The 25,046-nt window shown below is 38.5% G+C and carries 25 protein-coding genes, 1 other RNA gene and 1 riboswitch; of the genes, 24 read left to right on the top strand and 2 right to left on the bottom strand.

The window, feature by feature from the left end; all coding sequences use genetic code 11:
- Window positions 1-139 precede the first annotated feature (139 nt).
- The 16 genes from AB2Q86_RS10170 (at window position 140) to AB2Q86_RS10095 (ending at window position 14,755) form a co-directional block, all read left to right on the top strand.
- Window positions 140-475 (top strand): nucleotide pyrophosphohydrolase, encoded by a 336-nt coding sequence (locus tag AB2Q86_RS10170; protein ID WP_003726315.1) that lies wholly within the window; start codon window positions 140-142, stop codon window positions 473-475.
- On the top strand, window positions 472-1,263 hold the full coding sequence (gene dapB, locus AB2Q86_RS10165) for a 4-hydroxy-tetrahydrodipicolinate reductase (protein ID WP_012581077.1): 792 nt from the start codon (window positions 472-474) through the stop codon (window positions 1,261-1,263). Before AB2Q86_RS10170 ends, dapB begins: the two co-directional genes overlap by 4 nt.
- Window positions 1,264-1,278: 15 nt before the next feature.
- Window positions 1,279-1,683 carry a methylglyoxal synthase gene (gene mgsA / locus AB2Q86_RS10160; RefSeq protein ID WP_003723016.1) on the top strand — a complete coding sequence of 135 codons (405 nt, stop codon included), beginning with the start codon at window positions 1,279-1,281 and terminating at the stop codon, window positions 1,681-1,683.
- A gap of 14 nt (window positions 1,684-1,697) precedes the next feature.
- A complete protein-coding gene (locus AB2Q86_RS10155; RefSeq protein WP_012581078.1) occupies window positions 1,698-2,879 on the top strand; it encodes a CCA tRNA nucleotidyltransferase in 1,182 nt (393 codons plus the stop codon).
- Window positions 2,869-3,846 carry a biotin--[acetyl-CoA-carboxylase] ligase gene (locus AB2Q86_RS10150; protein ID WP_012581079.1) on the top strand — a complete coding sequence of 326 codons (978 nt, stop codon included), beginning with the start codon at window positions 2,869-2,871 and terminating at the stop codon, window positions 3,844-3,846. The genes AB2Q86_RS10155 and AB2Q86_RS10150 overlap by 11 nt, the downstream gene beginning before the upstream one ends.
- 147 nt (window positions 3,847-3,993) lie before the next feature.
- A complete protein-coding gene (locus AB2Q86_RS10145) occupies window positions 3,994-4,467 on the top strand; it encodes a thioredoxin family protein (RefSeq protein WP_003736994.1) in 474 nt (157 codons plus the stop codon).
- Between the two features lie 166 nt (window positions 4,468-4,633).
- The gene (gene panB, locus AB2Q86_RS10140; protein ID WP_012581080.1) at window positions 4,634-5,467 is read left to right on the top strand and encodes a 3-methyl-2-oxobutanoate hydroxymethyltransferase; all 834 of its coding nucleotides are present in this window, start codon (window positions 4,634-4,636) and stop codon (window positions 5,465-5,467) included.
- Between the two features lie 3 nt (window positions 5,468-5,470).
- Window positions 5,471-6,328: a pantoate--beta-alanine ligase gene (gene panC / locus AB2Q86_RS10135; protein ID WP_012581081.1), complete on the top strand. Its 858-nt coding sequence runs from the start codon at window positions 5,471-5,473 to the stop codon at window positions 6,326-6,328.
- 3 nt (window positions 6,329-6,331) lie between these two features.
- Window positions 6,332-6,715 (top strand): aspartate 1-decarboxylase, encoded by a 384-nt coding sequence (gene panD / locus AB2Q86_RS10130; protein WP_003728013.1) that lies wholly within the window; start codon window positions 6,332-6,334, stop codon window positions 6,713-6,715.
- 96 nt (window positions 6,716-6,811) lie between these two features.
- Window positions 6,812-9,598: an ATP-dependent DNA helicase DinG gene (gene dinG, locus AB2Q86_RS10125; RefSeq protein WP_012581082.1), complete on the top strand. Its 2,787-nt coding sequence runs from the start codon at window positions 6,812-6,814 to the stop codon at window positions 9,596-9,598.
- 44 nt (window positions 9,599-9,642) lie between these two features.
- Window positions 9,643-10,227 (top strand): DUF5590 domain-containing protein, encoded by a 585-nt coding sequence (locus AB2Q86_RS10120; protein ID WP_003730458.1) that lies wholly within the window; start codon window positions 9,643-9,645, stop codon window positions 10,225-10,227.
- 22 nt (window positions 10,228-10,249) lie between these two features.
- The gene (locus AB2Q86_RS10115; RefSeq protein WP_012581083.1) at window positions 10,250-11,431 is read left to right on the top strand and encodes a pyridoxal phosphate-dependent aminotransferase; all 1,182 of its coding nucleotides are present in this window, start codon (window positions 10,250-10,252) and stop codon (window positions 11,429-11,431) included.
- Window positions 11,432-11,444: 13 nt separating this feature from the next.
- Window positions 11,445-12,737 carry an asparagine--tRNA ligase gene (gene asnS / locus AB2Q86_RS10110; RefSeq protein WP_012581084.1) on the top strand — a complete coding sequence of 431 codons (1,293 nt, stop codon included), beginning with the start codon at window positions 11,445-11,447 and terminating at the stop codon, window positions 12,735-12,737.
- A gap of 147 nt (window positions 12,738-12,884) precedes the next feature.
- The gene (locus tag AB2Q86_RS10105) at window positions 12,885-13,604 is read left to right on the top strand and encodes a DnaD domain-containing protein (protein WP_003730455.1); all 720 of its coding nucleotides are present in this window, start codon (window positions 12,885-12,887) and stop codon (window positions 13,602-13,604) included.
- A 10-nt stretch (window positions 13,605-13,614) separates the two neighbouring features.
- On the top strand, window positions 13,615-14,274 hold the full coding sequence (gene nth, locus AB2Q86_RS10100) for an endonuclease III (protein ID WP_012581085.1): 660 nt from the start codon (window positions 13,615-13,617) through the stop codon (window positions 14,272-14,274).
- Window positions 14,267-14,755, top strand: a complete 489-nt coding sequence (locus tag AB2Q86_RS10095) for a YpoC family protein (protein ID WP_003730453.1) — start codon at window positions 14,267-14,269, stop codon at window positions 14,753-14,755. Before nth ends, AB2Q86_RS10095 begins: the two co-directional genes overlap by 8 nt.
- Before the next feature lie 45 nt (window positions 14,756-14,800).
- On the opposite strand, the gene AB2Q86_RS10090 is transcribed toward AB2Q86_RS10095, so the two are convergent.
- Together AB2Q86_RS10090 and recU are read right to left on the bottom strand one after the other, a co-directional pair.
- Window positions 14,801-17,281 (bottom strand): penicillin-binding protein 1A, encoded by a 2,481-nt coding sequence (locus tag AB2Q86_RS10090; protein WP_012581086.1) that lies wholly within the window; start codon window positions 17,279-17,281, stop codon window positions 14,801-14,803.
- A 31-nt stretch (window positions 17,282-17,312) separates the two neighbouring features.
- Entirely contained in the window at window positions 17,313-17,918 is a 606-nt protein-coding gene (gene recU / locus AB2Q86_RS10085) for a Holliday junction resolvase RecU (RefSeq protein ID WP_003730451.1), read from the bottom strand.
- Between the two features lie 246 nt (window positions 17,919-18,164).
- Between recU and AB2Q86_RS10080 the strand changes: the two genes are divergently transcribed.
- From AB2Q86_RS10080 to AB2Q86_RS10045, 8 genes are all read left to right on the top strand, one after another.
- Window positions 18,165-18,530, top strand: coding sequence for a YppE family protein (locus AB2Q86_RS10080; protein ID WP_003730450.1), 366 nt, complete (start codon window positions 18,165-18,167; stop codon window positions 18,528-18,530).
- Window positions 18,527-19,072: a DUF1273 domain-containing protein gene (locus tag AB2Q86_RS10075; protein WP_012581087.1), complete on the top strand. Its 546-nt coding sequence runs from the start codon at window positions 18,527-18,529 to the stop codon at window positions 19,070-19,072. The genes AB2Q86_RS10080 and AB2Q86_RS10075 overlap by 4 nt, the downstream gene beginning before the upstream one ends.
- Window positions 19,073-19,203: 131 nt before the next feature.
- Window positions 19,204-19,545, top strand: a complete 342-nt coding sequence (gene gpsB / locus AB2Q86_RS10070) for a cell division regulator GpsB (RefSeq protein ID WP_003722998.1) — start codon at window positions 19,204-19,206, stop codon at window positions 19,543-19,545.
- 36 nt (window positions 19,546-19,581) lie between these two features.
- An RNA gene (rnpB, locus tag AB2Q86_RS10065) (RNase P RNA component class B) lies at window positions 19,582-19,963 on the top strand.
- Window positions 19,964-20,125: 162 nt separating this feature from the next.
- On the top strand, window positions 20,126-21,274 hold the full coding sequence (locus AB2Q86_RS10060; RefSeq protein WP_012581088.1) for a class I SAM-dependent RNA methyltransferase: 1,149 nt from the start codon (window positions 20,126-20,128) through the stop codon (window positions 21,272-21,274).
- 19 nt (window positions 21,275-21,293) lie between these two features.
- The gene (locus AB2Q86_RS10055; RefSeq protein WP_012581089.1) at window positions 21,294-22,802 is read left to right on the top strand and encodes a carboxypeptidase M32; all 1,509 of its coding nucleotides are present in this window, start codon (window positions 21,294-21,296) and stop codon (window positions 22,800-22,802) included.
- A gap of 45 nt (window positions 22,803-22,847) precedes the next feature.
- Window positions 22,848-22,948: riboswitch (purine riboswitch) on the top strand.
- Between the two features lie 81 nt (window positions 22,949-23,029).
- Window positions 23,030-23,608 (top strand): xanthine phosphoribosyltransferase, encoded by a 579-nt coding sequence (locus AB2Q86_RS10050; RefSeq protein WP_003728269.1) that lies wholly within the window; start codon window positions 23,030-23,032, stop codon window positions 23,606-23,608.
- A 6-nt stretch (window positions 23,609-23,614) separates the two neighbouring features.
- Window positions 23,615-24,922: a nucleobase:cation symporter-2 family protein gene (locus AB2Q86_RS10045; RefSeq protein WP_003724078.1), complete on the top strand. Its 1,308-nt coding sequence runs from the start codon at window positions 23,615-23,617 to the stop codon at window positions 24,920-24,922.
- Window positions 24,923-25,046: the final 124 nt, after the last annotated feature.

The raw sequence follows: 25,046 nt of genomic DNA, 5'->3' as shown, positions 1-25,046 counted from the left end.
GCTTTTTTCCTCCCTGAAACCTATTTAATATGTAAGTAAAAAATCATGGACTTGGACGTATTTGTTTAGGTATAATGAAATGAAGTTAACAATTAGTCTTAAAATCTATTTTAGTTTACCACATAAAGGGGGAAAACCGATGGCGAAAACAATGGCAGAAATACAAAAAGAAGTGGATGATTTCATTGGTGGATTCGAGGAAGGTTACTTTTCCCCACTAGCGATGATGGCGCGAATTACTGAAGAAACGGGAGAATTAGCCAGAGAAATCAATCATTACTACGGTGAAAAGCCGAAGAAAACAAGTGAACCAACCAAGACTGTGGCAGAGGAATTAGGCGATTGTCTTTTTGTACTGACGTGTATGGCCAACTCACTTGATATTGATATGGAAAAAGCACACGATACGGTCATGGCAAAATTTAAAGAACGAGATAAAGATCGTTGGACAAAAAAGGAGGAAAAAGCAAAATGAGAGTAGCAGTATCTGGATTTAAAGGAAGAATGGGACACGAGGTTGTCAAAACTGTTTTAAGAGAAGCAGATTTAGAGTTAGTAGCCGTGCTTGACCATGAACCAAAAGAAAAAAATATAAATGAAATAGTGGAATTTAGCTCGTTAGATGTACCTGTTTTTGGTAATTTAAGCGAGATGTTAGAAGAAATAAAACCGGATTGTGTCGTTGATTTTACGACCCCTAAAGTAGGGTATAGTAACACGAAAACGATTTTAGAACATGGCGTACGTGCGGTCGTTGGTACAACAGGTTTTACACCAGAACAAATTAGTGAACTAAGATCAATTGCAGAATCGAAAAAAATCGGTGCTTTAATTGCGCCAAACTTTGCTGTAGGTGCTGTTTTAATGATGCAATTTGCACAAAAAGCAGCTAAATATTTCCCGAACGTCGAAATTATTGAGTTGCATCATGACAATAAATTAGACGCGCCAAGTGGTACGGCTGTTAAAACTGCGGAAATGATGGCAGAAACGCGTGAATTCGTTAAACAAGGTGCTGCAGATGAAGTAGAACTTATTGAAGGAGCTAGAGGCTCAGAATATGAAGGTATGCGAATTCATAGTGTGCGTTTACCAGGACTTGTAGCACATCAAGAAGTGATTTTTGGAGCAGAGGGACAAGGATTAACAATTCGCCATGACTCTTATGACCGAATTTCCTTTATGTCTGGCGTGGCACTTTCTGTACGTAAAACTAAAGAACTTGAAACACTTATTTATGGCTTAGAAAATATTTTAGACTAAGGATAGGTGAATGAGATGCATATCGCATTAATCGCGCACGATGAAAAGAAAGATTTGATGGTTGGATTTGCAACTGCATATAAACATTTGCTCGAACCGCATCAATTATATGCAACCGGGACGACAGGTTTACGCATTATCGAAGCAACTGGCTTAACGGTACATCGTTTTAAATCAGGCCCGCTTGGTGGCGATCAACAAATTGGTGCGCGTATTTCAGAAAATAAAATGGACTTAGTTATTTTCTTGCGGGATCCGCTCACTGCGCAGCCTCACGAACCAGATGTGACGGCGCTTATTCGATTATGCGATGTTTACGAAATTCCTTTAGCGACAAATATTGGCACAGCAGAAATTTTAATTCGTGGTTTAGGAGCTGGTTTCCTAGATTGGCGAGACTTAAGACGGAATGATGAATAAAGGAGCGATGACAGATGAATGACGTGTTTCTAAAAGCGCTTCCTGTATTGCAAAAATTAACTACAGCCGGATTTGAAGCGTATTTTGTTGGCGGATCTGTCAGAGATTACTTGCTAAATAGAACAATTTCCGATGTGGATATTGCAACTAGTGCTTTCCCAGAAGAAGTAAAAGAGATTTTTCAGACAAGTTATGACACTGGGATTGCGCATGGGACTGTTACAGTTAGAGAAAATAATGAATTTTATGAAGTGACCACTTTTCGAACAGAAGGAACGTATGAAGATTTCAGGCGCCCAAGCGAAGTAACCTTTATTCGCTCCCTAGAAGAGGATTTAAAACGTCGCGATTTTACGATGAACGCCATTGCGATGGATGAGCATTTTGCGCTACACGACCCGTTTTCTGGGCAATTAGCGATTCAAAATAAAGAAATCAAAGCAGTTGGTAAAGCCTCTGAACGTTTTCATGAAGATGCGCTTAGAATGATGCGAGCAGTCCGCTTCCTGAGTCAACTTGACTTTGAGCTTGATAAAGAAACCGAAAAAGCTTTAGAAAGCCAAATAGAGTTGTTACAGCATACTTCCGTTGAACGAATGACTGTTGAATGGATAAAAATGATGAAAGGCAAAGCAGCGAAACGTGCGATAGAACTACTTTTAAAAGTCAAGATGGAAACTTATTTACCAGGCTTAAAAGACGAGAAACCAGCACTAAGCGAGTTTGCTAGTTGGGACTGGGAAAAACGGACAACCGAAGAATCGATTTGGCTTGGACTTGTTGTTGCTGTCAAACCTAACAATGTTAACGCATTTCTAAAAGCGTGGAAATTACCAAATAAAACAATTCAACTTGTGAATAAAGCATATCAAGATGCGTTGAAAATGAAAGAGACATGGCTAACAGATGAACTTTATCATGCTGGCAAGGCAGTTTTCTCCTTAGTAAATGAACTAAATGTTATTCGAGGGCAAGAAAATAACCAACATAAACTAAGTCAAGCTTACGAGGCGTTACCAATTCACTCCAAAAAAGACTTAGCTATTACTGGAGCTGATTTATTAAAATGGTCTGGAGAAAGCGCAGGTCCATGGGTAAAAGAGACGCTTGACAAAGTAGAATGTGGCGTCCTTTCCAATGAAATAAACAATGAAAAAATTCAGATTAAAAGGTGGCTAGGCTATCATGAAGAATAATCGAGAAAAATTGCTTGCTTTATTTACAGAAAGTGATGGCACTTATTTATCGGGGCAAGAAATCGCGGATAGCCTAGGATGCTCGCGCACTGCCGTTTGGAAGCAAATGGAAGCTCTCCGTAAAGAAGGATTTGAAATCGAAGCAGTCAGAAACCGTGGTTACCGTTTGTCAGCAACAGCAGAACAGTACACGAAAGATGCACTACTACTCGGTTTAGAAACCAAATTTATCGGTCAGCATTTGGAAATCCATGAATCGGTTAGCTCTACACAAATCATTGCCCATCAGCAAATCGAATCTAGCCCTGAAGGAACCGTTATCGTAGCCGATGAGCAAACAGCTGGAAAAGGTCGCTTGCTTCGCCCTTGGAGTTCCAAAAAAGGGGAAGGTATTTGGATGAGTGTAATTTTAAAACCACAAATCCCTATTCAAAAAGTACCGCAGTTCACGTTTATCGCCTCACTCGCAATCACAGAAGCGATTGAAAATATCACAAAGCTCGAACCGAAAATTAAATGGCCGAATGATATTTACATTGGTAAACGAAAAATCTGTGGTGTTTTAACGGAAATGCAAGCGGAGGCAGAAACGATTCACGCAGTAATTATCGGTATGGGAATCAATGTAAATCAACAGGAATTCCCAGAAGAAATCAAAGACAAAGCAAGTTCTCTGAAACTGGAATTAGGCGAGAGCATCTCAAGAAAAGCCTTACTACAAGAAATTCTTACCTCCTTAGAAAAATATTATGAGCTTTTTCTAGATAAAGGATTCGCACCGATAAAATTACTTTGGGAAACAAAAGCAATCCCATTTGGCGAAAAATTAACTGCTAGCACAACAAAAGGTAAAATTCATGGGCAAGTAAAAGGAATTTCTGATGAAGGTGTACTCTTACTCCAAGACGCACTCGGTGAAGTACATTCCATCTATTCCGCAGATATTTTGCTAGATAATGAAAAATAACGAAACACTATAGAAAAGAACGTTTTAACCCTAATAAAATACCCGAAAACATATCTTTTAACTCGAAAACATAGTGTGAAAATCACTTTTTCGGGTTTTTCTTTTTTGGGAAAAATCAAGTACAATAAATGCGAAGGAGCTGTTTACATGAAAAAAATACTATTACTATTAACATTAATTACCGTAATCCTTACACTTGGAGCATGCGGCGATAATAAAAAAGAAACGGAAGAGAAAGCAAATCAAACAGAAAAAGAAAGCGCCTCTTTTCTAACAACCATTTCCACCAAAGATTTTAAGCAAAAAATGGCCGATAAAACAACTGGCTTTGTTTATGTTGGACGTCCGACCTGTGAAGATTGCCAAGCATTTCAGCCTATTTTAAAGAAAGAACTTAAAAAAAGACAACCAGACCAAAAAATGGCTTATTATAACACAGATAAAGCCTCCGAAAAGAGTCGCGATGATATGATTGCTCTTTTAGAAAAAATGGACATCGATTCTGTCCCAACGATGGTTTATTTAAAAGATGGAAAAGTAGCAGCAACCTATGCAGCCACGGATGAACCGGCGAAATTAACGAATTGGATGAATAAAGTAAGTGGAGAGGTTTCAGAGTAGACCTCTCTTCAATTTACATACTTTAAGTAAGCATCCATTTATGTTATTATACATATGGTAGCAATGAATGGATGGTACCTTTACTGGATCATACTAACGCTACTAAAAAAATATGTTTTTTGCCTTGATTAAAGTAATTTAACAGGGACGAAAAGGAGCTAATAAAATGAAGAAACCTGTAGACTTTTTTGCTATGAAGGAAAATGGAGAGAAAATCACGATGATAACCGCGTATGACTATCCTTCTGCTAAGAACGTAGAACAAGCAGAAGCTGATATGATTTTAGTCGGCGATTCACTTGGAATGGTAGTATTAGGCTACGATTCAACTGTACCAGTTACGATGGATGATATGATTCATCATACAAAAGCCGTGAAGCGCGGGGCTCCAGATACATTTGTTGTAACAGACATGCCGTTTATGACGTATCATGGTTCAGTGGATGAAACTATCCAAAATGCACGGAAGATTATCCAAGAAAGTGGCGCGCATGCTGTAAAATTAGAAGGAGCAGGGGAAGTTGTTAACAAAATTGCTCGCCTAACAGAAGCAGGTGCTCCAGTTGTCGCGCATCTTGGCTTAACCCCGCAAAGTGTTGGCTTAACTGGAAGCTATAAAGTACGTGCTAAATCTGCTCAAGAAGCACAAGAGTTAATGGATAATGCGTTAGCTGTAGAAGCAGCTGGAGCGATTGCAATCGTACTTGAAGCAATTCCACGTCAACTCGCTGAAAAAGTAAGTAAAGCACTTTCTATCCCTACCATTGGTATTGGAGCAGGCGTAGAAACAGATGGACAAGTACTTGTTTATCACGATATTATCGGTTATGGAATCAGTCGTCGCGCCAAATTTGTAAAAGCGTATGCGGAAATTGATGAAACAATCGAACCAGCACTAGCAAGTTACGTAAAAGAAGTAAAAGCAGCGACGTTTCCAGAAGTGAAACATAGCTTTACCATGGCTGAAGAAGACTTAAAAGGCCTTTATGGAAGGGAATAGCAAATGTTAATTATTCGAAATAAACAAGACCTTAAAGAAGCTATTTTAAAGCAAAAACAAGCGAATAAAACAATTGGTTACGTTCCGACGATGGGCTTTTTACATGAAGGACATATGACACTTGTCAGCCATGCGAGAAAAGAAACAGATTTTGTCGTTATGAGTGTTTTTGTCAATCCAACCCAGTTCGGTCCGAACGAAGACTTTGATGCCTATCCTCGAGATGAAGCACACGATGCAAAGCTCGCAGAAGAAGGCGGTGTGGACATTTTATTTGTACCTACAGTCGAAGAAATCTATCCAACTGAACTAGCAACCAAACTACATGTCACTAAACGCGTTTCTGTACTTGATGGTGCTGATCGTGAAGGTCATTTTGACGGAGTAGTAACGGTTTTAACGAAGCTATTTCATTTAGTGAACCCAGATAACGCCTATTTCGGTCAAAAAGATGCTCAACAAGTGGCCGTAGTTTCAGGTTTAGTAGAAGACTACTTTTTCCCTATAAATTTACGAATCATTGCGACTGTTAGAGAAGCAGATGGACTTGCCAAAAGTTCACGAAATGTCTATTTAACAGAAAAAGAACGAAAAGAAGCACCGGTGATTCATGAAGCTTTACTACTAGGGCGAGAACTTATTGAATCTGGGGAAACAAATGAGGCTAAAATAGTTCAAGTCATGACAGATAAAATAAATGAGCAACCATCCCATGAGAACATTGCTTACTTAGCGCTCTATTCCTATCCTGAATTTACACCAGTAACAGACTGGACCAAAGGAATAATCATTGCAGCGGCAGTAAAATATTCGAAAGCTCGTTTAATTGATAATGAATTAATAAATGTGAAGAGGCGGTAAAAAATGTTTAGAACAATGATGAATGGCAAAATTCACCGAGCGACTGTAACAGAAGCCAATCTGAATTATGTAGGAAGTATTACGATTGATTCTGCTATTTTAGAGGCGGTAGATATGCTTCCAAATGAAAAAGTTCAAATTGTAAATAATAATAATGGTGCAAGAATTGAAACATATATCATCCCAGGTGAGCCGGGAAGTGGTGTGATTTGTCTAAATGGAGCTGCGGCTAGACATGTCCAAGTTGGTGATGTGGTCATCATTATGAGTTATGGAATGTTTACGGCAGAAGAAGCCAAAACACATGAACCAAAAATAGTCGTTTTAGATGAAAAAAATCATATTGAAATGATTCTTCCAGAAGAAAAAGCGCATACGACTTTATAATCAGTTCGGGGAGCTTGAGCAGATTTCTGCTCAAGCTACTCGTTTGTTTGCATCGTTATTTTTGAATAAAAGCAGTGAAGGAAAGAGGTGGAGCAGATGAAACAGAAACGCTATATAGTCGTCGATTTAGAAACAACGGGAAATCAAGCTTCACGAGAGGACCGGATTATCCAGTTTGCTGCTTGCTTTGTTGAATCAGGAAAACGTCTGGAAACCTACACGACATTTTTAAATCCAGAAAAACCAATCCCTGCTTTTATTCAAGAATTAACGGGAATCTCCCCAAAAGACGTTAAAAATGCGCCATTGTTTGAAGATGTAGCGCCAATTATCGCGGGGTTACTAGAAGATACTATTTTTGTGGCACATAACGTGTCATTTGACTGGACATTTTTAGAACGAGAAATGACGCGTGCAGGAATTTCTCTTGGCAAAATGAAAAAACTCGATACTGTGGAATTAGCTAGAATTATGTATCCGGGCATCGATAGTTATAAACTACAAGACTTGTCCGATGAATTTAATCTTGGGCACGATAAACCACACCGTGCGGATAGCGATGCGGAAGTAACAGCGGATTTACTACTACTTCTATTAGAGAAGCTAGAAAACTTACCACTGCCAGTCATCCGTCAAATGACAACCATTTCTGGCAGCCTAAAAAGCTATTTACCTGAATTATTATTTGAAATAGAAATGCGAAAAGAACGAGAAAATAAATTGCTTGATCCTGCTTTCGTAGAACATCGTGGACTGGTTATTCGCAAAAAAGAAGTCGAAAAACCCACCTATAGTAGAGCAGATTTACTTGAATTTCCTGAAACAGACGAAGCTAAAATGGCACTATTCAAAAAAGCTGGAGCGCCACTTTATGCAAGAAGTGGTCAATTTGAAATGATGAATTTGGTTTTCCAAGCGATGAAATCAGGAAAACATGCCTTAATTGAAGCGGGAACAGGGATTGGGAAATCGTTAGGTTACTTTTTACCAGCTATTTACCAAGCGAAACAAGCTGAATTACCGGTAGTTATTAGTACATACACCAACTTGCTTCAAGCTCAATTGTTTGAAAAAGATGTGCCACTCTTAACGAAATTAACAGGATTCAAAGTGAAAGCTAGCTTACTAAAAGGGCGCGATCATTATTTGAATTTGTTTAAATTTGAGCAGTTACTTCAAGAAGTCGATACGCAATATGATGTAGTTGTGACGAAGCTTAAATTGCTCGTATGGCTGACGGAAACAACGACTGGTGATATTGATGAAGTGAACTTATCTAGCGGCGGGGAATTATTCTGGAATCGGATGAAGCACACAGGCTGGTTTTTATCTGAAAAACATGATCCTTGGCTCGCACATGATTTCTATAAATTCAACATCAAACAAGCCAAAAATGCAGATTTAGTTATTGTTAATCACGCACTACTTTTAAATGACCATTTTTCGGGAAGAGAAACATTGCCTAAGTATGCTTTTGCAGTAATTGATGAGGCCCATCATTTTGCGGATAGTGCTCGTATGCAAGGAAGTTTTGTTCTGTCTTACCGAAAAATAAAATATTTTTTGAATCAGCTAGGCTCTTTAGAAAAATATTCCCTTCTCACAAGGCTTGCAATGGCTTTCCCAGAAGCAGACAGTTTATATGATTTAGATATTGCGGCAATGAAGTTAAGTGATGCAGTGGAAGAGTTTTTCGGTCTTCTGAAAATGCAGCTAAACTTCGCACGTAAAAATTTACAAGAAGTTGTATTAGTAGAAAACAGCGAAAAAGATGCTTGGAATGACCAGGTTTATTACGCTGCTGAAAAAGTATTATATTTGCTGAAAGAGTCCGAAAAAAATATGGAAACATTGTTAGAACAAGGGAAACGAGAAGAAAATGAACTAGGTGAGGCAGAAAGTGCCTTTTTAGAAGAAATGTATGCCTTTTTACTTGATTGGCAGAATATGGTGAAGCAGTTGGAGCAAATGCTGCATAAAAAATCGCCTATTTTGACCATTTATTTACAAGCTGACAAAAATCATTCTATTTCTAGCATTCGTCTAAAAGCTGTCTTGATGGAAGTGGAGCCGACACTTGGAAAAGAGTTTTTTGCTAAAAAAGAAAGTGTCATCATGACTTCGGCAACTTTAACCGTAAAAGGGAAGTTTGATTATTTACGGAAAAGTCTCGGTCTGGAAGAAGAACAAATTATGGAAAAACGCATTCCTTCACCGTTTGATTATAAAGAAAATGCGCGAGTGATGATTCCAGATGATATGCCTCCAATTAAAGATACGCCAATTGAGCGATATACCTCGGAACTTGCGAAATATATTCGCCACATAGCAGTGAAAACGAATGGACGGATGCTCGTTCTTTTCACCGCTTCTGATATGTTACAAAAAACGTATTATCACATGAAAAACGAGAAATCATTAGAAGAGTATGTCCTTCTAGCGCAAGGAGTTTCGGCGGGAAGTGCGGCACGACTGACAAAACAGTTCCAAATGTTTGATAAAGCCATTTTACTTGGGACGACAAGTTTTTGGGAAGGAATTGATATCCCGGGAGAAGATTTGTCCTGTTTAGTTATTGTTAGATTACCATTCGCACCGATGGACGACCCTTATACGAAAGCACAAATATCCCTTCGCAAAGAACGCGGGGAGAATGCCTTCCAAACCTATTCTCTGCCTGAAGCTGTACTAAGATTTAAGCAAGGTTTTGGGCGATTAATTAGAAGAGAATCTGACCGAGGAATTGTATTTGTTTTTGACAACCGAGTCGATACAACTAAATTTGGAAAAGCCTTTTTGGAATCCATCCCAAGTGCGCCAATTTTGAAAGGTAAACAGGCTGATTTATTAGAAGAAGTGAGTGAATTCTTTAAGGAAGGTTAAATTTTTCCTGATATGACTTCAAATCTTAGGCGGCTATTGCTATAATGTATCTATGCGAAAATGAAAATGCATATCGCCGGTCGAATTCCGGTAATTTAGAAATAGAAATGAGCGAGATTACTTTGCGAAATAGAAAACCTAAGCGTAAGATTGGCAAATGGATAGCGATTATTCTCGGCATAATTATTGTGTTTGTCGTGGCAGCTTTTCTGTACATTAGATATGCAGAAAAACCAGTAACCAATGCAGAAACAGAAGCCTTAGATCGAATAAGTGGCCAAGTTGATTTAAAAACAACAGATCAATTTTATCTGTATAATGGTCCAAAAGAAGTGTATTACGTATTAACTGGTAAGAATAGTAAGAATCAAAATATTATTGTCTGGGTTCCAAAGAAAAAATCCGACAAAGTATATGTTAAATTCGCATCTGATGGGATTACAAAACAACAAGCACGCGACAAAGTCACAAAAGAAAAGAATCCAAAGAAAATTTTACATGTGAATTTAGGCATGGAAAAAGAAACGCCTATTTGGGAAGTTGCCTACTTAGATAAGAATGACAAGCTAAATTACTTTGACATTAACTTTGAAACAGGTGAATGGTACAGAGAGATTGAAAACTTGTAACTAAATTGGAGGAGGGAATAAAATGGACTTACCGTTATCAAAACGTGTCAAAGGAGTGGCCCCGTCGCCAACACTTGCGATTACGGCTAAAGCAAAACAAATGAAACAAGAAGGAATAGATGTTATCGGCTTAGGTGCTGGAGAACCAGATTTCAACACCCCGCAGAATATTATCGATGCAGCAATTGAGTCCATGAACAAAGGATTCACCAAATATACTCCTTCAAGTGGAATCATCGAGCTAAAACAAGCGATTGTTGATAAGCTCCAAAAAGATCAGTTCTTAAACTACGAAACGAACCAGATTTTCGTAGGTACTGGTGCTAAACATGTACTCTACTCTGCGTTTCAAACGATTTTAGATCCAGGCGATGAAGTCATTATTCCAGTTCCATATTGGGTAACTTACCCCGAACAAGTCAAATTAGCAGGTGGCATTCCTGTTTTTGTAGAAACTGGTTTTGACGCAGATTTCAAAATTTCAGCAGCAAATTTTGAAAAAGCTATTACGAAAAAAACAAAAGCAATCGTTTTAAATTCACCCAATAACCCTTCTGGTATGTGCTATACGAAAGAGGAGCTTATTGCTATTGGTGAAGTTGCTGAAAAACATCAGATTTACATTTTATCTGATGAAATATACGAAAAATTATACTATGGTAACAAAGCTGATTTAGTCTCTATCGCAAGTTTGAGTGACCGTTTGTATGATTTAACCATTGTTATTAATGGTGTATCTAAAGCATATTCAATGACGGGCTGGCGTATTGGTTACGCAGCTGCAAATAAAGAAATCATTGCTGGAATGAGTAAGTTAGCGGATCATTTAACAAGTAATCCAACTGCTAATGCCCAGTATGCTGCACTAGAAGCATACGTTGGTAGCCAAGAAGTTCCAGAAAAAATGTACCAAGCTTTTGAAGAACGAATGGAACGCTTTTATCCAGAACTAAGTAGCATTCCAGGTTTTAAACCGAAAAAACCAGATGGCGCCTTTTATTTCTTTATTGAAGTAAAAGAAGCGGCACATAAAAAAGGTTTTCAGGATGTAGATGCTTTTGTAGCAGCTCTTTTAGAAGAAGCGAAAGTCGCCGTCATTCCAGGCTCAGGATTCGGAATGCCCGATTATATACGCCTTTCTTATGCAACAAATCCAGACTTATTCCAAGAAGCTATAAATCGAATCAAAAGTTTTATGAAATAGGGAGTGTAGACAAGTGAAAATTACAATCAATCAAGCATCCGAATTTGTCGGAAAAGAAGTAACAATTGGAGCATGGCTTGCGAATAAGCGTTCAAGTGGTAAAATTGCTTTCTTACAATTACGTGATGGAACAGGATTTATGCAAGGCGTCGTCGTAAAAGCAGAAGTTGGCGATGATATTTTTGCTACCGCTAAAGCTTTAACTCAAGAAACAAGCTTGTTTGTAACAGGCACAATTAACGAAGATACTCGTTCACCATTTGGTTATGAAATGGCTGTATCGGGTGTAGAAGTAATTAGCGAATCACATGATTATCCGATTACACCAAAAGAGCACGGTACGGAATTTTTAATGGACCACCGTCATTTATGGCTACGTTCTAATCGTCAACACGCGATTATGAAAATCCGTAACGAAATTATCCGCGCTAGCTATGAGTTTTTCAATAAAGAAGGATTCCTAAAAATCGATCCACCAATCTTGACTGGAAGTGCACCAGAAGGAACAACCGAACTTTTCCATACGAAATATTTTGAAGAAGATGCTTTCCTTTCTCAAAGTGGACAATTATACATGGAAGCTGCAGCAATGGCTTTTGGTAAAGTATTCTCATTTGGTCCAACTTTCCGTGCTGAAAAATCAAAAACACGCCGTCACTTAATTGAATTCTGGATGATTGAACCAGAAATGGCGTTTTACAAATTAGAAGATAGCTTACAAGTACAAGAAAACTATGTGGCTTTCCTAGTAAAAGCAGTACTTGATAACTGTCGCTTAGAACTAGATCGTCTTGGTCGTGATGTAAGTCATTTAGAAAAAATGGTTGCACCGTTCCCACGTATTACTTATACAGAAGCAATCGAACGTTTACACGAATTAGGCTTTGATGATATTGTTTGGGGAGATGACTTCGGGGCACCGCATGAAACAGCGATTGCGGATAGCTTCGAAAAACCAGTTTTCATTACACATTATCCTAAAGCAATTAAACCGTTTTATATGCCGGAAGATCCAGAAAACGATCAAGTAGTTTTATGTGCGGATATGATTGCTCCAGAAGGTTACGGAGAAATTATCGGCGGATCAGAACGTATTCATGATTTAGAAACGCTTCAAGCTAGAATGGAAGACTTCGATTTGGATCAAGAGGCTTATAGCTGGTATCTTGATTTAGCTCGTTATGGTTCTGTACCACATTCTGGTTTTGGACTTGGCTTAGAACGTACAGTTGCTTGGATTTCAGGCACAGAACATGTGCGTGAAACTATTCCATTCCCACGTTTACTAAACCGTCTATATCCATAAGTTGAAAAGGGAAGCCAATTAAATTGGCTTCTCTTTTTTTAGTTGGAAGGCGAAAATGAGCTTTTCCACTAGATTTCATGATTTTAGCAGTACTTTTATATTTTTCCCTCGAAAACCATGTTATAATTTTGTAGTGAGGTGTTTAATATGAATCCAAAAATTCTTGAAAAATGGATGGCGGAAGGGCAAGTGACATTACCGCAAGTGCTAGTTAAAAACTATGCAATCATTGGCTTAAACGAAATAGAACTGGTACTTTTACTTCAAATTCAATCCTTCGCAGCAGAGGCAGAATTTTTTCCGTCGATGGAAATGTTAACGAATAGAACCACACTTCCGCTCGAAGAAACCATTAAAACGATGGATTCGCTCTTGAAAAAAGGCGTGATTGCTATCGAACAAAGCCAAGATAATTCACGAATGATTTCCGAACAATATAATTTAGCGCCACTATGGGGCAAATTAGTCGCTTTATATGAAAATAAAGAAGCAGATAGTAAACAGGAAAAAGAGCTAACGAAACAAACCAATTTATACAGTTTATTCGAAGCCGAGTTTGGTAGACCTCTTTCTCCAATGGAAGCAGAAATGCTATCCGCGTGGGTAGAACAAGACAGAACGAGTCCAGATTTAATCAAAGAAGCTCTAAAAGAAGCGGTTATTTCGCAAAAATTGAATTTCCGTTATATTGATAGAATTCTGCTTAATTGGTCAAAACAAGGCGTCAAGACAATAGAAGATGCTAAACGTGTAGCGGAAGAATTTCATCAAAATGGTCGCACAAGTCAACCAATTAACCAAACAGAAGTGAAAAAAAGCGCAGGCTCGATTCCTTTATACGACTGGCTTGAAAAAAGAAAAGGGTGACGTACGCAAATTGTTATCAAATAAACAAACCGTATTATGCATAGAAGAAATGGCCAAAATGTTTCCGGCAGCACACTGCGAACTAGTTCATAAAAATACGTTTGAATTACTGGTAGCTGTTGTATTATCAGCACAGTGCACAGATGTTTTAGTAAACCGCGTGACTGCCTCTCTTTTTGAAAAATATCACTCTCCAGAAGATTATTTAGCTGTTCCACTAGAAGAATTGATGGATGACATTCGCTCCATTGGTTTATATCGTAATAAAGCTAAAAATATCCAAGGCCTATCCGAGAAAATTTTAACAGAATTTAATGGGGAGGTTCCGCGGACGCATGCGGAACTGGAGAGCTTACCTGGTGTAGGGAGAAAGACGGCCAATGTAGTTTTATCCGTTGGTTTTGACATTCCTGCAATTGCAGTAGACACGCATGTAGAGCGAATTAGTAAACGTTTAGGGATTTGTAGATGGAAAGATTCTGTTGTGGAAGTAGAAGAAACGTTGAAAAGAAAATTACCAAAAGAGCTTTGGTCAGATGCTCATCACTATATGATTTTCTTTGGAAGATATCATTGTAAGGCAAGAAATCCAGAATGCCCGACCTGTCCTTTACTTTATTTATGTAGAGAAGGAAAAAAACAAGCGAAAGTGAGGGGATTCGATGGCTGAATTTAAATATGCAGTAGAACTAACACATCCTGATTTCCCAGCACCGGACGTTATTTTAGAAGAATATGATCCAGAATCAATTTATGTAAGTGGCCTACCTTTTTGGCAAGAACAACAGTTTTTTACTAAAGGTGGCGGAGTTATTCCGTGGAAAAATGAAACAGAGCGCGCATGTCGTAAATTAGCGAAACACATGACCAATTTGGCGGAAAGTATGGAAGCTGATTTGAAAGTGCACAAAAAACCTTCTCCTGTAACGGTTAGAGATGCACTCGGTATTTTTTTATCTATTTTATTTTGGAGTAATCACCGGCCAGTACAGTTAGATAATTTGATGGACCAAATTAAAACGTTGGAAACAAAACCACTCAATTTAGACGAGCGGTTAGAATATGTGTTAAAGCGAGGAAATACGTATTTAGGTTTTCGGCAATTAAATGAATTAATGTTAGAACAACGTAAATTAATTGCGAAAAGATAATAAAGAAGAGCGGAAGATGTTTATTCATCTTCCGCTCTTCTTTTATTAACTATCTGGAATTTTAACGGTGGTAGAGGAAGCTGGGCTTCGCTTACCATCTTTAACGGCGACGACATTAATGGAAACAGTGTCTCCAGGATTACCGCCACTTACTGAAACAGAGGTAGAAGATACTGTAGTAGTGGAACCATTGACTGTAACTTCATAGGTGGCACCGTCTACTGCAGACCAAGAAACATTGATTTGCTTAGAGCCTGTATTATAACTTGCTCTTAAGCCGGCAGGGGCAGTAAGATTTTTGGCTTCTTCTTCAGCCTTTTTCTTCGCTTCCTCTTCTGCTTTCTTCTTAGCTTCTTCTTCTTTTTTCTTCTCTTCCTCTGTTTTCTTCTTCTCTTCTTCCGCTTTTTTCTTCGCTTCCTCTTCTGCCTTTTTCTTCTCGTCTTCTGGAGTAGAAGCAGTTTTGGTTGGAGCGGTTCCGGATAAGAATAATTCGTAGCTTACTTTATCGCTTGCAGTGCCTGCAGCAGCGCGTGCGATTGGGTTACTACCTTTTAGAATTGGAACGGACACGACATTGCTAGGCATTTTGAAATCTGCAGTAGTTTTACCAGCAGAAGCATGAGCCATTAACTTGCTGAACATCCGTTGCGCAATTTTTTGTTCACTTGCAGAAACATATTTTTTCTTGTCATCATAGCCGGTCCATACAGCAATCGAATAATTGGTTGTATATCCAGCGAACCATGAGTCACGAGCGGCACCACTAGGGTAGTAGTACTTCGAAGTGAATTCAGGTGGAATGTTCGTTGTACCTGTTTTACCAGCAGCAGGAACGCCTGGTACGGCTGCTGATGTACCTGTACCGATAGATAGAACATCTTTTAGGACATCGGAAACCATATAAGCAGTGGATTCTTTCATTGCCACCGTACTTTGTGGTTCTGTGTCAATTTCTGTTTGTCCATCCGATAAAACAATTTTGGTAACAGTGTGCGGTTTATTGTAAATTCCTTTGTTACCGAATGCGGCATAGGCACCAGCCATTTGCATAGGGTTGGAACTATTTGCTCCGATAGCATTGGATTCTACGTTTTGACCTTTATCATAAGTGATACCAAGTTTATTAACAAATTGCTCGGATTTATCTAGACCAACAGCTTGAAGTGTTTTTAGGGCTGGAATATTACGCGATTGATAAAGTGCCTGTCTCACTGAAATTGGACCTTTGTAACCGAAATCCCAGTTATTAATAGGAGTTCCGCCAGTATACGTATAAGGCTCATCTTCTAAAATATGGGCAGTTGACCAATCTAAATATTCAAAAGCAGGGCCATAATCGGCAATTGGCTTCATAGTTGACCCAACAGAACGTTTTACTTGGGTTGCATAGTTATAACCCCGTGTTACTTTCTGATTACGTCCACCACCGATTGCTTGAACACGTCCTGTTTTTGTATCTTGCAGGACAATGCCGGCTTGCATTTCGTCATCTGTGAAGTTAACAATTTCGTTCGTATTAAGCATTTTCTCCGTGTACTCTTGGGCATCACGGTCAAGTGCGGTATGGATAGTCAAACCATCACGATAAACATCATATTCTTTTGGAATTTCACTTAAAACTTGTGTTACATAAGAATCGTATTTGTAAATTTTATCTTCACGATCTTTTTTCGAGCGAAGTCCAGTTGTGATAGGTGATTTTTGAGCTGCAGTCATTTCTTCTTTAGTAATTTTATCGTGTGTGTACATGTTTGTTAGAACTTGATCACGACGTTTTTTGGCTGCTTCTGGGTGCTCGTAAGGGTTGTAGTTATTTGGGCTTTGTGGCATACCAGCAAGTAGAGCTGTTTCGGCTAACGTAAGGTCTTTCACATTTTTACCGAAATAATGCTCGGCAGCGGTTTGCATGCCGTGAACGCGGTCAGACATATAGACTTTATTAACATAAATTTCTAAGATGTCATTTTTGCTATACTTTTCTTCTAATTGAAGTGCTAACCATGCTTCTTGCGCTTTCCTTGCAAGCGTTTTGTTTGTGTAGTCTAAGTAAGACATTTTGATAATTTGCTGGGAAAGGGTACTTGCTCCTTCAGCCCCAAAACCATCTGTCAAATTGGCAACTACTGCTCCGCCAAGTCGAATTGGGTCAATACCATCGTGTTCGTAAAAACGCGCATCTTCTGTTGTTAGAATTGCATTTTTTAGTGTTTCCGGTATATCTTTGTATTCAATATATTCCCGCCGTTCGGTTCCAACTTCTGCGAAAACTTTTCCATCTTTATCAAGTAATTTAGATGAAAGTGGATCTCGTAGCTTGGAGTCGGTCAGTTTAGGTGCATCTTTTGCGTAATCGTAAAAAACGGTTGCACCAGCCGCAATACCAAAGAAAGCGAAAAATAGTCCCACAAAGAAAATAGTTTTGAAAATATTCGCGACTACTCGTTTTCCTCGTTTTTGAGGTTTCTTTTTAGAACCACTACTTTGTTTATTGCGATACTGAGATCTTGTCTGCGGTTTATCTGCCATTAAAAATCTCTCTCCTTTAAAAAAGGTTTGACTAGAAGTATAATTTGTCTATGGATTGCAAGAAGTCAAGCCTTGGATTTAGACCATAAGGAATTTGGTCTGATACATCTTGTATTTCTGCTATAGTGACTGATTTTCTCCCACCACTTTGCATGCGTTCCCAAAACGGATAAAATTTTTCGAAGGGAATGAAATGCGTTTCTCCGAGTTTTTGGAAAGCAATAATGACAAAAACAATACCATCTTGTTTTAAGACGTTTGCCATGTGTGTCATTTGGTGATCGTGAAAATTACTCAACGGAAAAGAAGTTGTATTTTGCGTTTCTTTTGCTTCAAAATCAACGTACTTTCCTTTATAGACACCATTGTAATCTGTTGTGGATGGTGTTTTGAAGTAGGCTTCCTTAATTTTGGCACTACTTCTTTTTGGATAGTCCACACTGACAATTTGGACAGGGGTAGGTTTTTTGTGGATGACTGCTATTTCGTGAGTTAAGTAATACGCAATCGTATCATTTAGGTCATCTTCCAAAGACATACCACGCTTACCATAAGTTACAGGAGCTTTCCGTTTTTGTTGAGGAAGTTCCTCTTGACTCGCTGCATACTTCTTGCCGTTAGGGTAACCAATAGCCATTTTTTTCACCTCTATCAGAAAAATTCTATTCTGAATTTTAGACTATCATCTATTATAACAAATAAAAATGAAAATGATAGTATGAATTAAATGCAAAATAGCTCTTTTCGGCAGGAAACTACCTCATAAATAGAACGTACCTTCGTCTATTTTACCATATTTTAGCTAATAATCTAATTTTAGGCAAGATTTTCCTACCTATGCTATTCTTGTAGTAACTGAAAATGTGAAGAAAAGAGTGATAGAATGGAACTTTTAAACCGTACGGAAAAATTGCTTCTTCAAAACGAAAAAAATTGGGAACTATATTTAAGTAACCGTGAAGAAGCAAAACCGTTTGATTTTTATAAAGATATGAAACCTTTTGTTGACGAAGCAAAAAATAGCGCGGATGCGTTTTTAGAATTAGCTATTCCGTGGGTAAACAAAGAGCGTCCTCCTTATTTAGGAGAACTACAATTACGACAAGCTTGTGATAATGTGCAAATGACGGCAGTAAGTGCATTTAATGGAAAGTCTTTTTACAAACATTTTCTAGACCACTACCAATCTACCAAGTATACACTAACAAGAGTGAGAGATTTCTTAAAAAGAAAAGAGGAAATGATGTGAAATCCATCGCAGTGACGGGATATAAAAATTTTGAACTTGGAATTTTTAAAAAGGATGCGGATGAGGCAGTCTATATTAAAGAAACAATCAAACGTCATTTGCTTCCGCTCGTGGAGGATGGGCTTGAATGGGTGATTATTTCTGGGCAATTAGGAATTGAACTTTGGGCAGGCGACGTGGTGGCAGAATTAAAAGAAGAATATCCGATTAAGCTCGCAATCCTTGAGCCGTTTGAAAAGCAAAGCGCTAACTGGAATGAAGCAAACCAGTTATGGGCGAATGAAGTACTTGAAAAAGCAGACTATCATGCTTTTATTACGAAGCGTCCTTATGAAAGTCCAGCACAATTTGCGGCAAGAGATGGTTTTATTATTGATAATACGGATGGGGCTTTACTTGTGTATGATTTAGAAAAAGAAGGCTCGCCGAAATTTTTTTATGACCGAGCATTGCAAGCGAAAGAACAGGCTAATTATTATTTGGAATGCATTGACTTTTATGCATTACAAGAGGTTGTGGATGATATGAATCAAACCTTTTAATATAGAAGTAAATAGTTATTTTCATAAAAAATACTCGAATAGATTGACAAATGGTGTGAGATTTGAAAAAATAAGGGTAAGTATATGATTAGAACAAAAATACGTAAGAATAGAGATAGAGGTGGAGTTATATGACTTCGGAACAATTTGAGTATCACTTAACAGGTAAAGAAATTTTGGAAAAAGAATTTAAAACTGGGCTTCGTGGTTATAGTCCAGAAGATGTTGATGAGTTTTTAGACATGGTTATTAAAGATTATAGTACATTTACCCAAGAAATCGAGGCGCTGCAAGCGGAAAACATTCGACTTGTTCAAGAGCTTGATAATGCACCACTTAGAACTTCAACGCAACCAGCACCAACTTTCCAAGCAGCGGCACAACCTGCTGGAACGACCAACTTTGATATTCTAAAACGTCTTTCTAATTTAGAAAAACATGTTTTTGGAAATAAGCTGGACGATAACGAATAGGTGTGCTAGTATAAGTAAGTTAAGAATAAATGAATAACGTTCGGATAATCGCTGTTTTCTTTTGAAAGCAGAGGAAAGTCCATGCTCGCACGGTGCTGTGATGCCCGTAGTGATCGTGCCTGGTCAAACAATAAGCCAGGGCATTCCGGTTTTCCGGTTTGACGGCAGGTGAATGACCTAAGTCTTCGGATATGGTCTTATAACCTTGAAGGTGCCACAGTGACGAAGTTCCGGCAGAAATGCTCGGAAGTGGAACGAGGTAAACCCCACGAGCGAGAAACTCAAACTTATGGTAGGGGCACTTTTCCCGAGGAATCAAGAACAAGGGACGAGGTGCGAATTAATTTTCGCGCAGATAGATGGTTATCTCTTTACTATTACCCTGTACGTAGTAAAGAACAGAACATGGCTTACAGAGCGTTATTTACAGGATTTAATTTAACATTGAAGGCTGTTTTAGAAGGCCGGAGCGCAAGTTTTAAGGTGGGTGTTCGACCTGGTTGAATGCCTATTTAAAACAAACCTCCTCCTCTTAAAACAGCTTTTTTTCATTAGAAATTTAATTAAAGGATGGGACACAATGAAAACATTTCAGTTGGTGGCGACGGCTGCTTCGGGTTTAGAAGCAATTGTTGGGAAAGAAGTAGCGCGCTTAGGCTATGATCCAAAAGTAGAAAACGGTAAAGTATATTTTGAAGGAGATTTATCTGCAATTGCTAGAGCGAATCTATGGCTTCGTGTAGCCGACCGTGTGAAAATTGTGGTTGGTGTTTTTAAAGCAACGACATTTGATGAACTATTTGAAAAGACGAAAGCTTTACCTTGGGAAGATTATTTACCGCTTGATGCACAGTTTCCAGTGGCTGGTAAATCAGTTAAGTCAACGCTTTATAGTGTGCCTGATTGCCAAGCGATTGTAAAAAAAGCCATCGTTAACCGTGTCAGTGAAAAGTATCGTCGTTCTGGTCGTTTGATGGAAACAGGCGCGTTATTTAAGTTAGAAGTTTCAATTTTAAAAGATGAAGTAACTTTGACAATTGATACTAGTGGTGCGGGATTACATAAACGTGGTTACCGTTTAGCACAAGGTAGTGCGCCAATCAAAGAAACAATGGCGGCGGCGCTTGTACTACTTACGAGTTGGCATCCGGATAGACCATTTTATGACCCAGTATGTGGTTCTGGAACAATTCCAATTGAGGCAGCACTTATTGGACAAAACATTGCGCCAGGTTTCAATCGTGAGTTCGTATCGGAAACATGGGACTGGATGCCGAAGCAAGTTTGGGCGGATGCGAGACAAGAAGCGGAAGATTTGGCCAATTATGATCAACCGTTAAATATTATTGGTGGCGATATTGACGCTCGTTTAATCGAAATCGCGAAACAAAATGCTGTGGAGGCTGGGCTTGGCGATTTAATTACTTTTAGACAACTTCAAGTAGCTGACTTTCAAACAGAAGATGAATACGGGGTCGTTGTTGCGAATCCACCATACGGGGAACGTTTAGAGGATGAGGAAGCAGTACGCCAACTATACCGCGAAATGGGTATCGTTTATAAACGTATGCCGACATGGTCTGTGTATGTGCTGACTTCTTATGAACTTTTTGAAGAAGTTTATGGTAAAAAAGCGACGAAGAAACGCAAATTATATAATGGTTACTTGCGCACAGATTTATATCAATATTGGGGTCCAAGAAAACCACGTCCTAAAAAAGAAGATTGATTGAATGGAGGAGTTAAGTTTGGTAGAAACATTAGAAGAGGAATTTTTAGCGTATATTAAAAAGATGGAAGCTCTAGAAGAAGCACTCGCATTAGTTTACTGGGATCTTCGTACAGGCACGCCGGCAAAAGGAATGGAAGGCCGTTCGGATGTTATTGGCGTTCTTTCTGAAGAGATTTTCAATATGCAAACGTCAGAAGAAATGGCTGCTTTTATTGCTGGACTTAATCAAGATAAAGAAAATCTATCCGAAATCACTCGTAAAACTTTAGAAGAGTCTCAAAAAACATATGATTTAAATAAAAAAATCCCAAGTAAAGAATATGCGGAATATACAAAGCTGGTAGCGCAAGCGGAAACCGCATGGACAACAGCACGCGAACAAAATGATTTTGCAGCATTTGAACCATTCCTAACAAAAATTTTAGAAATGAAGCGTAAATTCGTTGAGTATTGGGGTTATGAAGAAAATAAATATGACACATTGCTTGATCAATATGAGCCAGGTGTAACCGTATCTGTGCTTGATTCCGTATTTGAAAAAGTACGTGACGGTATTATGGCGATTCGTGAAAAAATCGAAAACGAAGGTGTGAAGCCAGATGCGACGATTTTAAACACGAAAATATCCGAAGCAAAACAAAAAGAATTTAGTATTCGCATTTTGAATAAGATGGGCTTTGATTTTGAAGCAGGACGTTTAGATGAAACGGTTCATCCGTTTGCAACAGGCTTAAATACAGGTGATGTTCGTATTACGACACGCTATAACGAAAATGATTTTAAAATGGCTGTGTTTGGAACGATTCATGAAGGCGGTCATGCGATTTATGAACAAAATTTTGACGCAGCACTTGTAGGTACTCCGCTTGCCAATGGGGCTTCCATGGGGATTCATGAGTCGCAATCATTATTCTATGAAATTATTATCGGCTCTAGTTTAGCCTTTTGGAAAAGTAATTATGCTGACTTCCAAGCGATTACAAAACCTGCTTTTGATCAGGTGAAGTTGGAAGATTTCTACCGTGCTGTGAATATCTCTGAAAGTTCGCTGATTCGAATTGAAGCTGATACATTAACTTATCCGCTACATATTATGATTCGTTATGAACTAGAAAAAGCGCTTATTAACGGTGAATTAGAAGTAAAAGATTTACCGAAAGCATGGGGCGACAAGTACGAAGAATATCTAGGTATTCGTCCAGATAATGATACAAATGGTGTTCTGCAAGATATTCACTGGGCTGGTGGCGATTTTGGTTACTTCCCATCCTACGCACTTGGCTTAATGTACGCGGCACAGTTTTTTAACCAAATGCAAAAAGAAATTCCGAATATTGATGCGATTATTGCAAGTGATGATTATTCGGAACTCAAAATATGGTTGACTGAACATGTGCATAAATTTGGTAAAACAAAGAAACCTTTAGAAATTTTAACAGATACAACGGGAGAGGGCTTGAACCCAACGTATTTGCTAGATTTACTAGAAAAAAGATACGCTTATGTTTACCAATTCAATAAGTAAAAAATTAGCTTGACCCTGCTCCTTTAGAAAGCTATAATAAACAACATAACTTAAAACCGAAATACTTATATAATAGTTGCGATTGGGCGACGAGTTTCTACCTGGTTACCGTAAATAACCGGACTATGAGTAGTTTGTATAAAGAAGTCACTCCGAAAATTGGTGGCTTCTATACTGCTTCTCTATTTTTAGAGAAGCAGTTTTTTTATTTTGAAAGGAGAATCGTTTTGAAATTACTGGAAGAGTTTATTCAAGAAAAAGGTACGGTTTTACCGGGGAATGTTTTAAAAGTAGATGCTTTTTTAAATCACCAAATTGACCCGGTTTTAATGCAAGCGATGGGAAACGAATTTGCTAAACGGTTCCAAGATTTAGGGATTACGAAAATTGTAACGATTGAATCATCGGGTATCGCACCCGCCGTTTTTGCAGGGCTCGCGCTTTCCGTACCAGTCGTGTTTGCCCGCAAGAAAAAATCAGTGACATTAACGGACAATTTATTCACAAGCACTGTCTATTCGTATACTAAAAAAGAATCGAATGATATTTCTGTATCAAAACAATTTTTAACAGCAGATGATACGATTTTAGTTATTGATGATTTTCTAGCAAATGGACAGGCGGCACTCGGCTTACTTGAAATTGCGGAACATGCCGGAGCAAAGGTGGCGGGAATTGGGATTGTGATTGAAAAATCTTTCCAACAAGGTCGCGAATTATTAAATAAAACAGGGATTCCAGTTTATTCACTAGCACGAATTGCCTCACTTGAAAACGAAGAAATCTTATTTTTAGAGGAGGAATAGGAGTAAATGTTAGGTAAAGGGAAAATTGCAGCTTTAGGATTTCAACATGTTCTAGCGATGTATGCTGGAGCGGTGATTGTTCCATTATTAATTGGTGGAGCATTAGGTTTTAACGGAGAAGAAATGACTTACTTAGTTTCGATTGATATTTTTATGTGCGGGATTGCGACATTACTACAATTAACGGTTAACCGCTTCTTTGGAATTGGTTTACCGGTTGTACTTGGATGTGCGGTTCAAGCTATTGCGCCGATTATTTTAATTGGACAAGATATGGGCATTGGCGCGATTTACGGTTCGATTATTGTTTCAGGACTTTTTGTATTATTAATAGCACCATTTTTCTCCAAAGTTGTACGATTTTTCCCTCCTGTTGTGACTGGTTCGGTTGTAACAGTGATTGGTTTAACACTTATTCCCGTTGCAATTAATAATCTTGCTGGTGGAGAAGGAGCAAAAGATTTTGGCTCAATGTATAATCTCGGCCTTGGTTTTGGGACATTACTTTTAATTATTTTAGTGTATCGTTTTGGACAAGGGTTTTCGAAGGCGATTGCTGTTTTAATAGGTCTGGTTGGAGGTTCCCTTTTTGCAGCGCTTTATAAAGGGATCTCGCTTGGTCCTGTGAGTGAGGCGAGCTGGTTCCATATGCCGAAACCATTTTATTTTGGCACACCGACCTTTGAGTGGCCGGCAATTATTACGATGATTTTAATTGCGCTTGTCAGCATGGTGGAATCAACGGGAGTATATTTCGCTTTATCTGATATTACCGAACGCAAATTAACGCAAAAAGATTTAACGCGTGGTTACCGGGCAGAGGGGCTTGCGATTATGCTTGGCGGTGTATTTAATACATTCCCCTATACGGCTTATTCCCAAAACGTTGGACTCGTTCAACTTTCTGGTATTAAAACACGTAAAGTGATTTATGCGGCAGCTGGTTTCCTTATTGTGCTTGGTCTGATTCCCAAAATTGGTGCAGTAACAACGATTATTCCGACACCAGTTCTCGGCGGCGCTATGGTCGCGATGTTCGGCATGGTTGTCGCACAAGGAATTAAGATGCTTGGAAAAGTTAATTTCACTTCTCAAGAAAACTTGTTAATTATTGCGTGTGCAGTTGGTGTTGGCTTAGGCGTTACAGTCGTTCCAGATTTGTTCAATGCTTTTCCATCCTTTGTTCGCTTATTTACGAGTAATGGAATTGTTGCGGGCAGTGTGACAGCAATTACACTGAATATCATTTTCAATATGATTCCACATCGGAAAGATAAAAAAGTAGCAGATCCAGAACCACAACATGCGAAATAAAAAATAAAACAGTTTTAATTGGGCTATTTTTTCTCAGTTACTTATACACATTCATTTATTTGAAAGCGGAATTGGTCTATATCAATTTCGCTTTTTTGCTGTTTTTCTAGTTTTATTTTCATTA

This window comes from Listeria monocytogenes (assembly GCF_041765605.1).
GTDB lineage: Bacteria > Bacillota > Bacilli > Lactobacillales > Listeriaceae > Listeria > Listeria monocytogenes_D.
The sequence above is the reverse complement of the archived record's forward strand: the minus strand, read 5'-3'. Positions and strand labels throughout refer to the sequence as shown.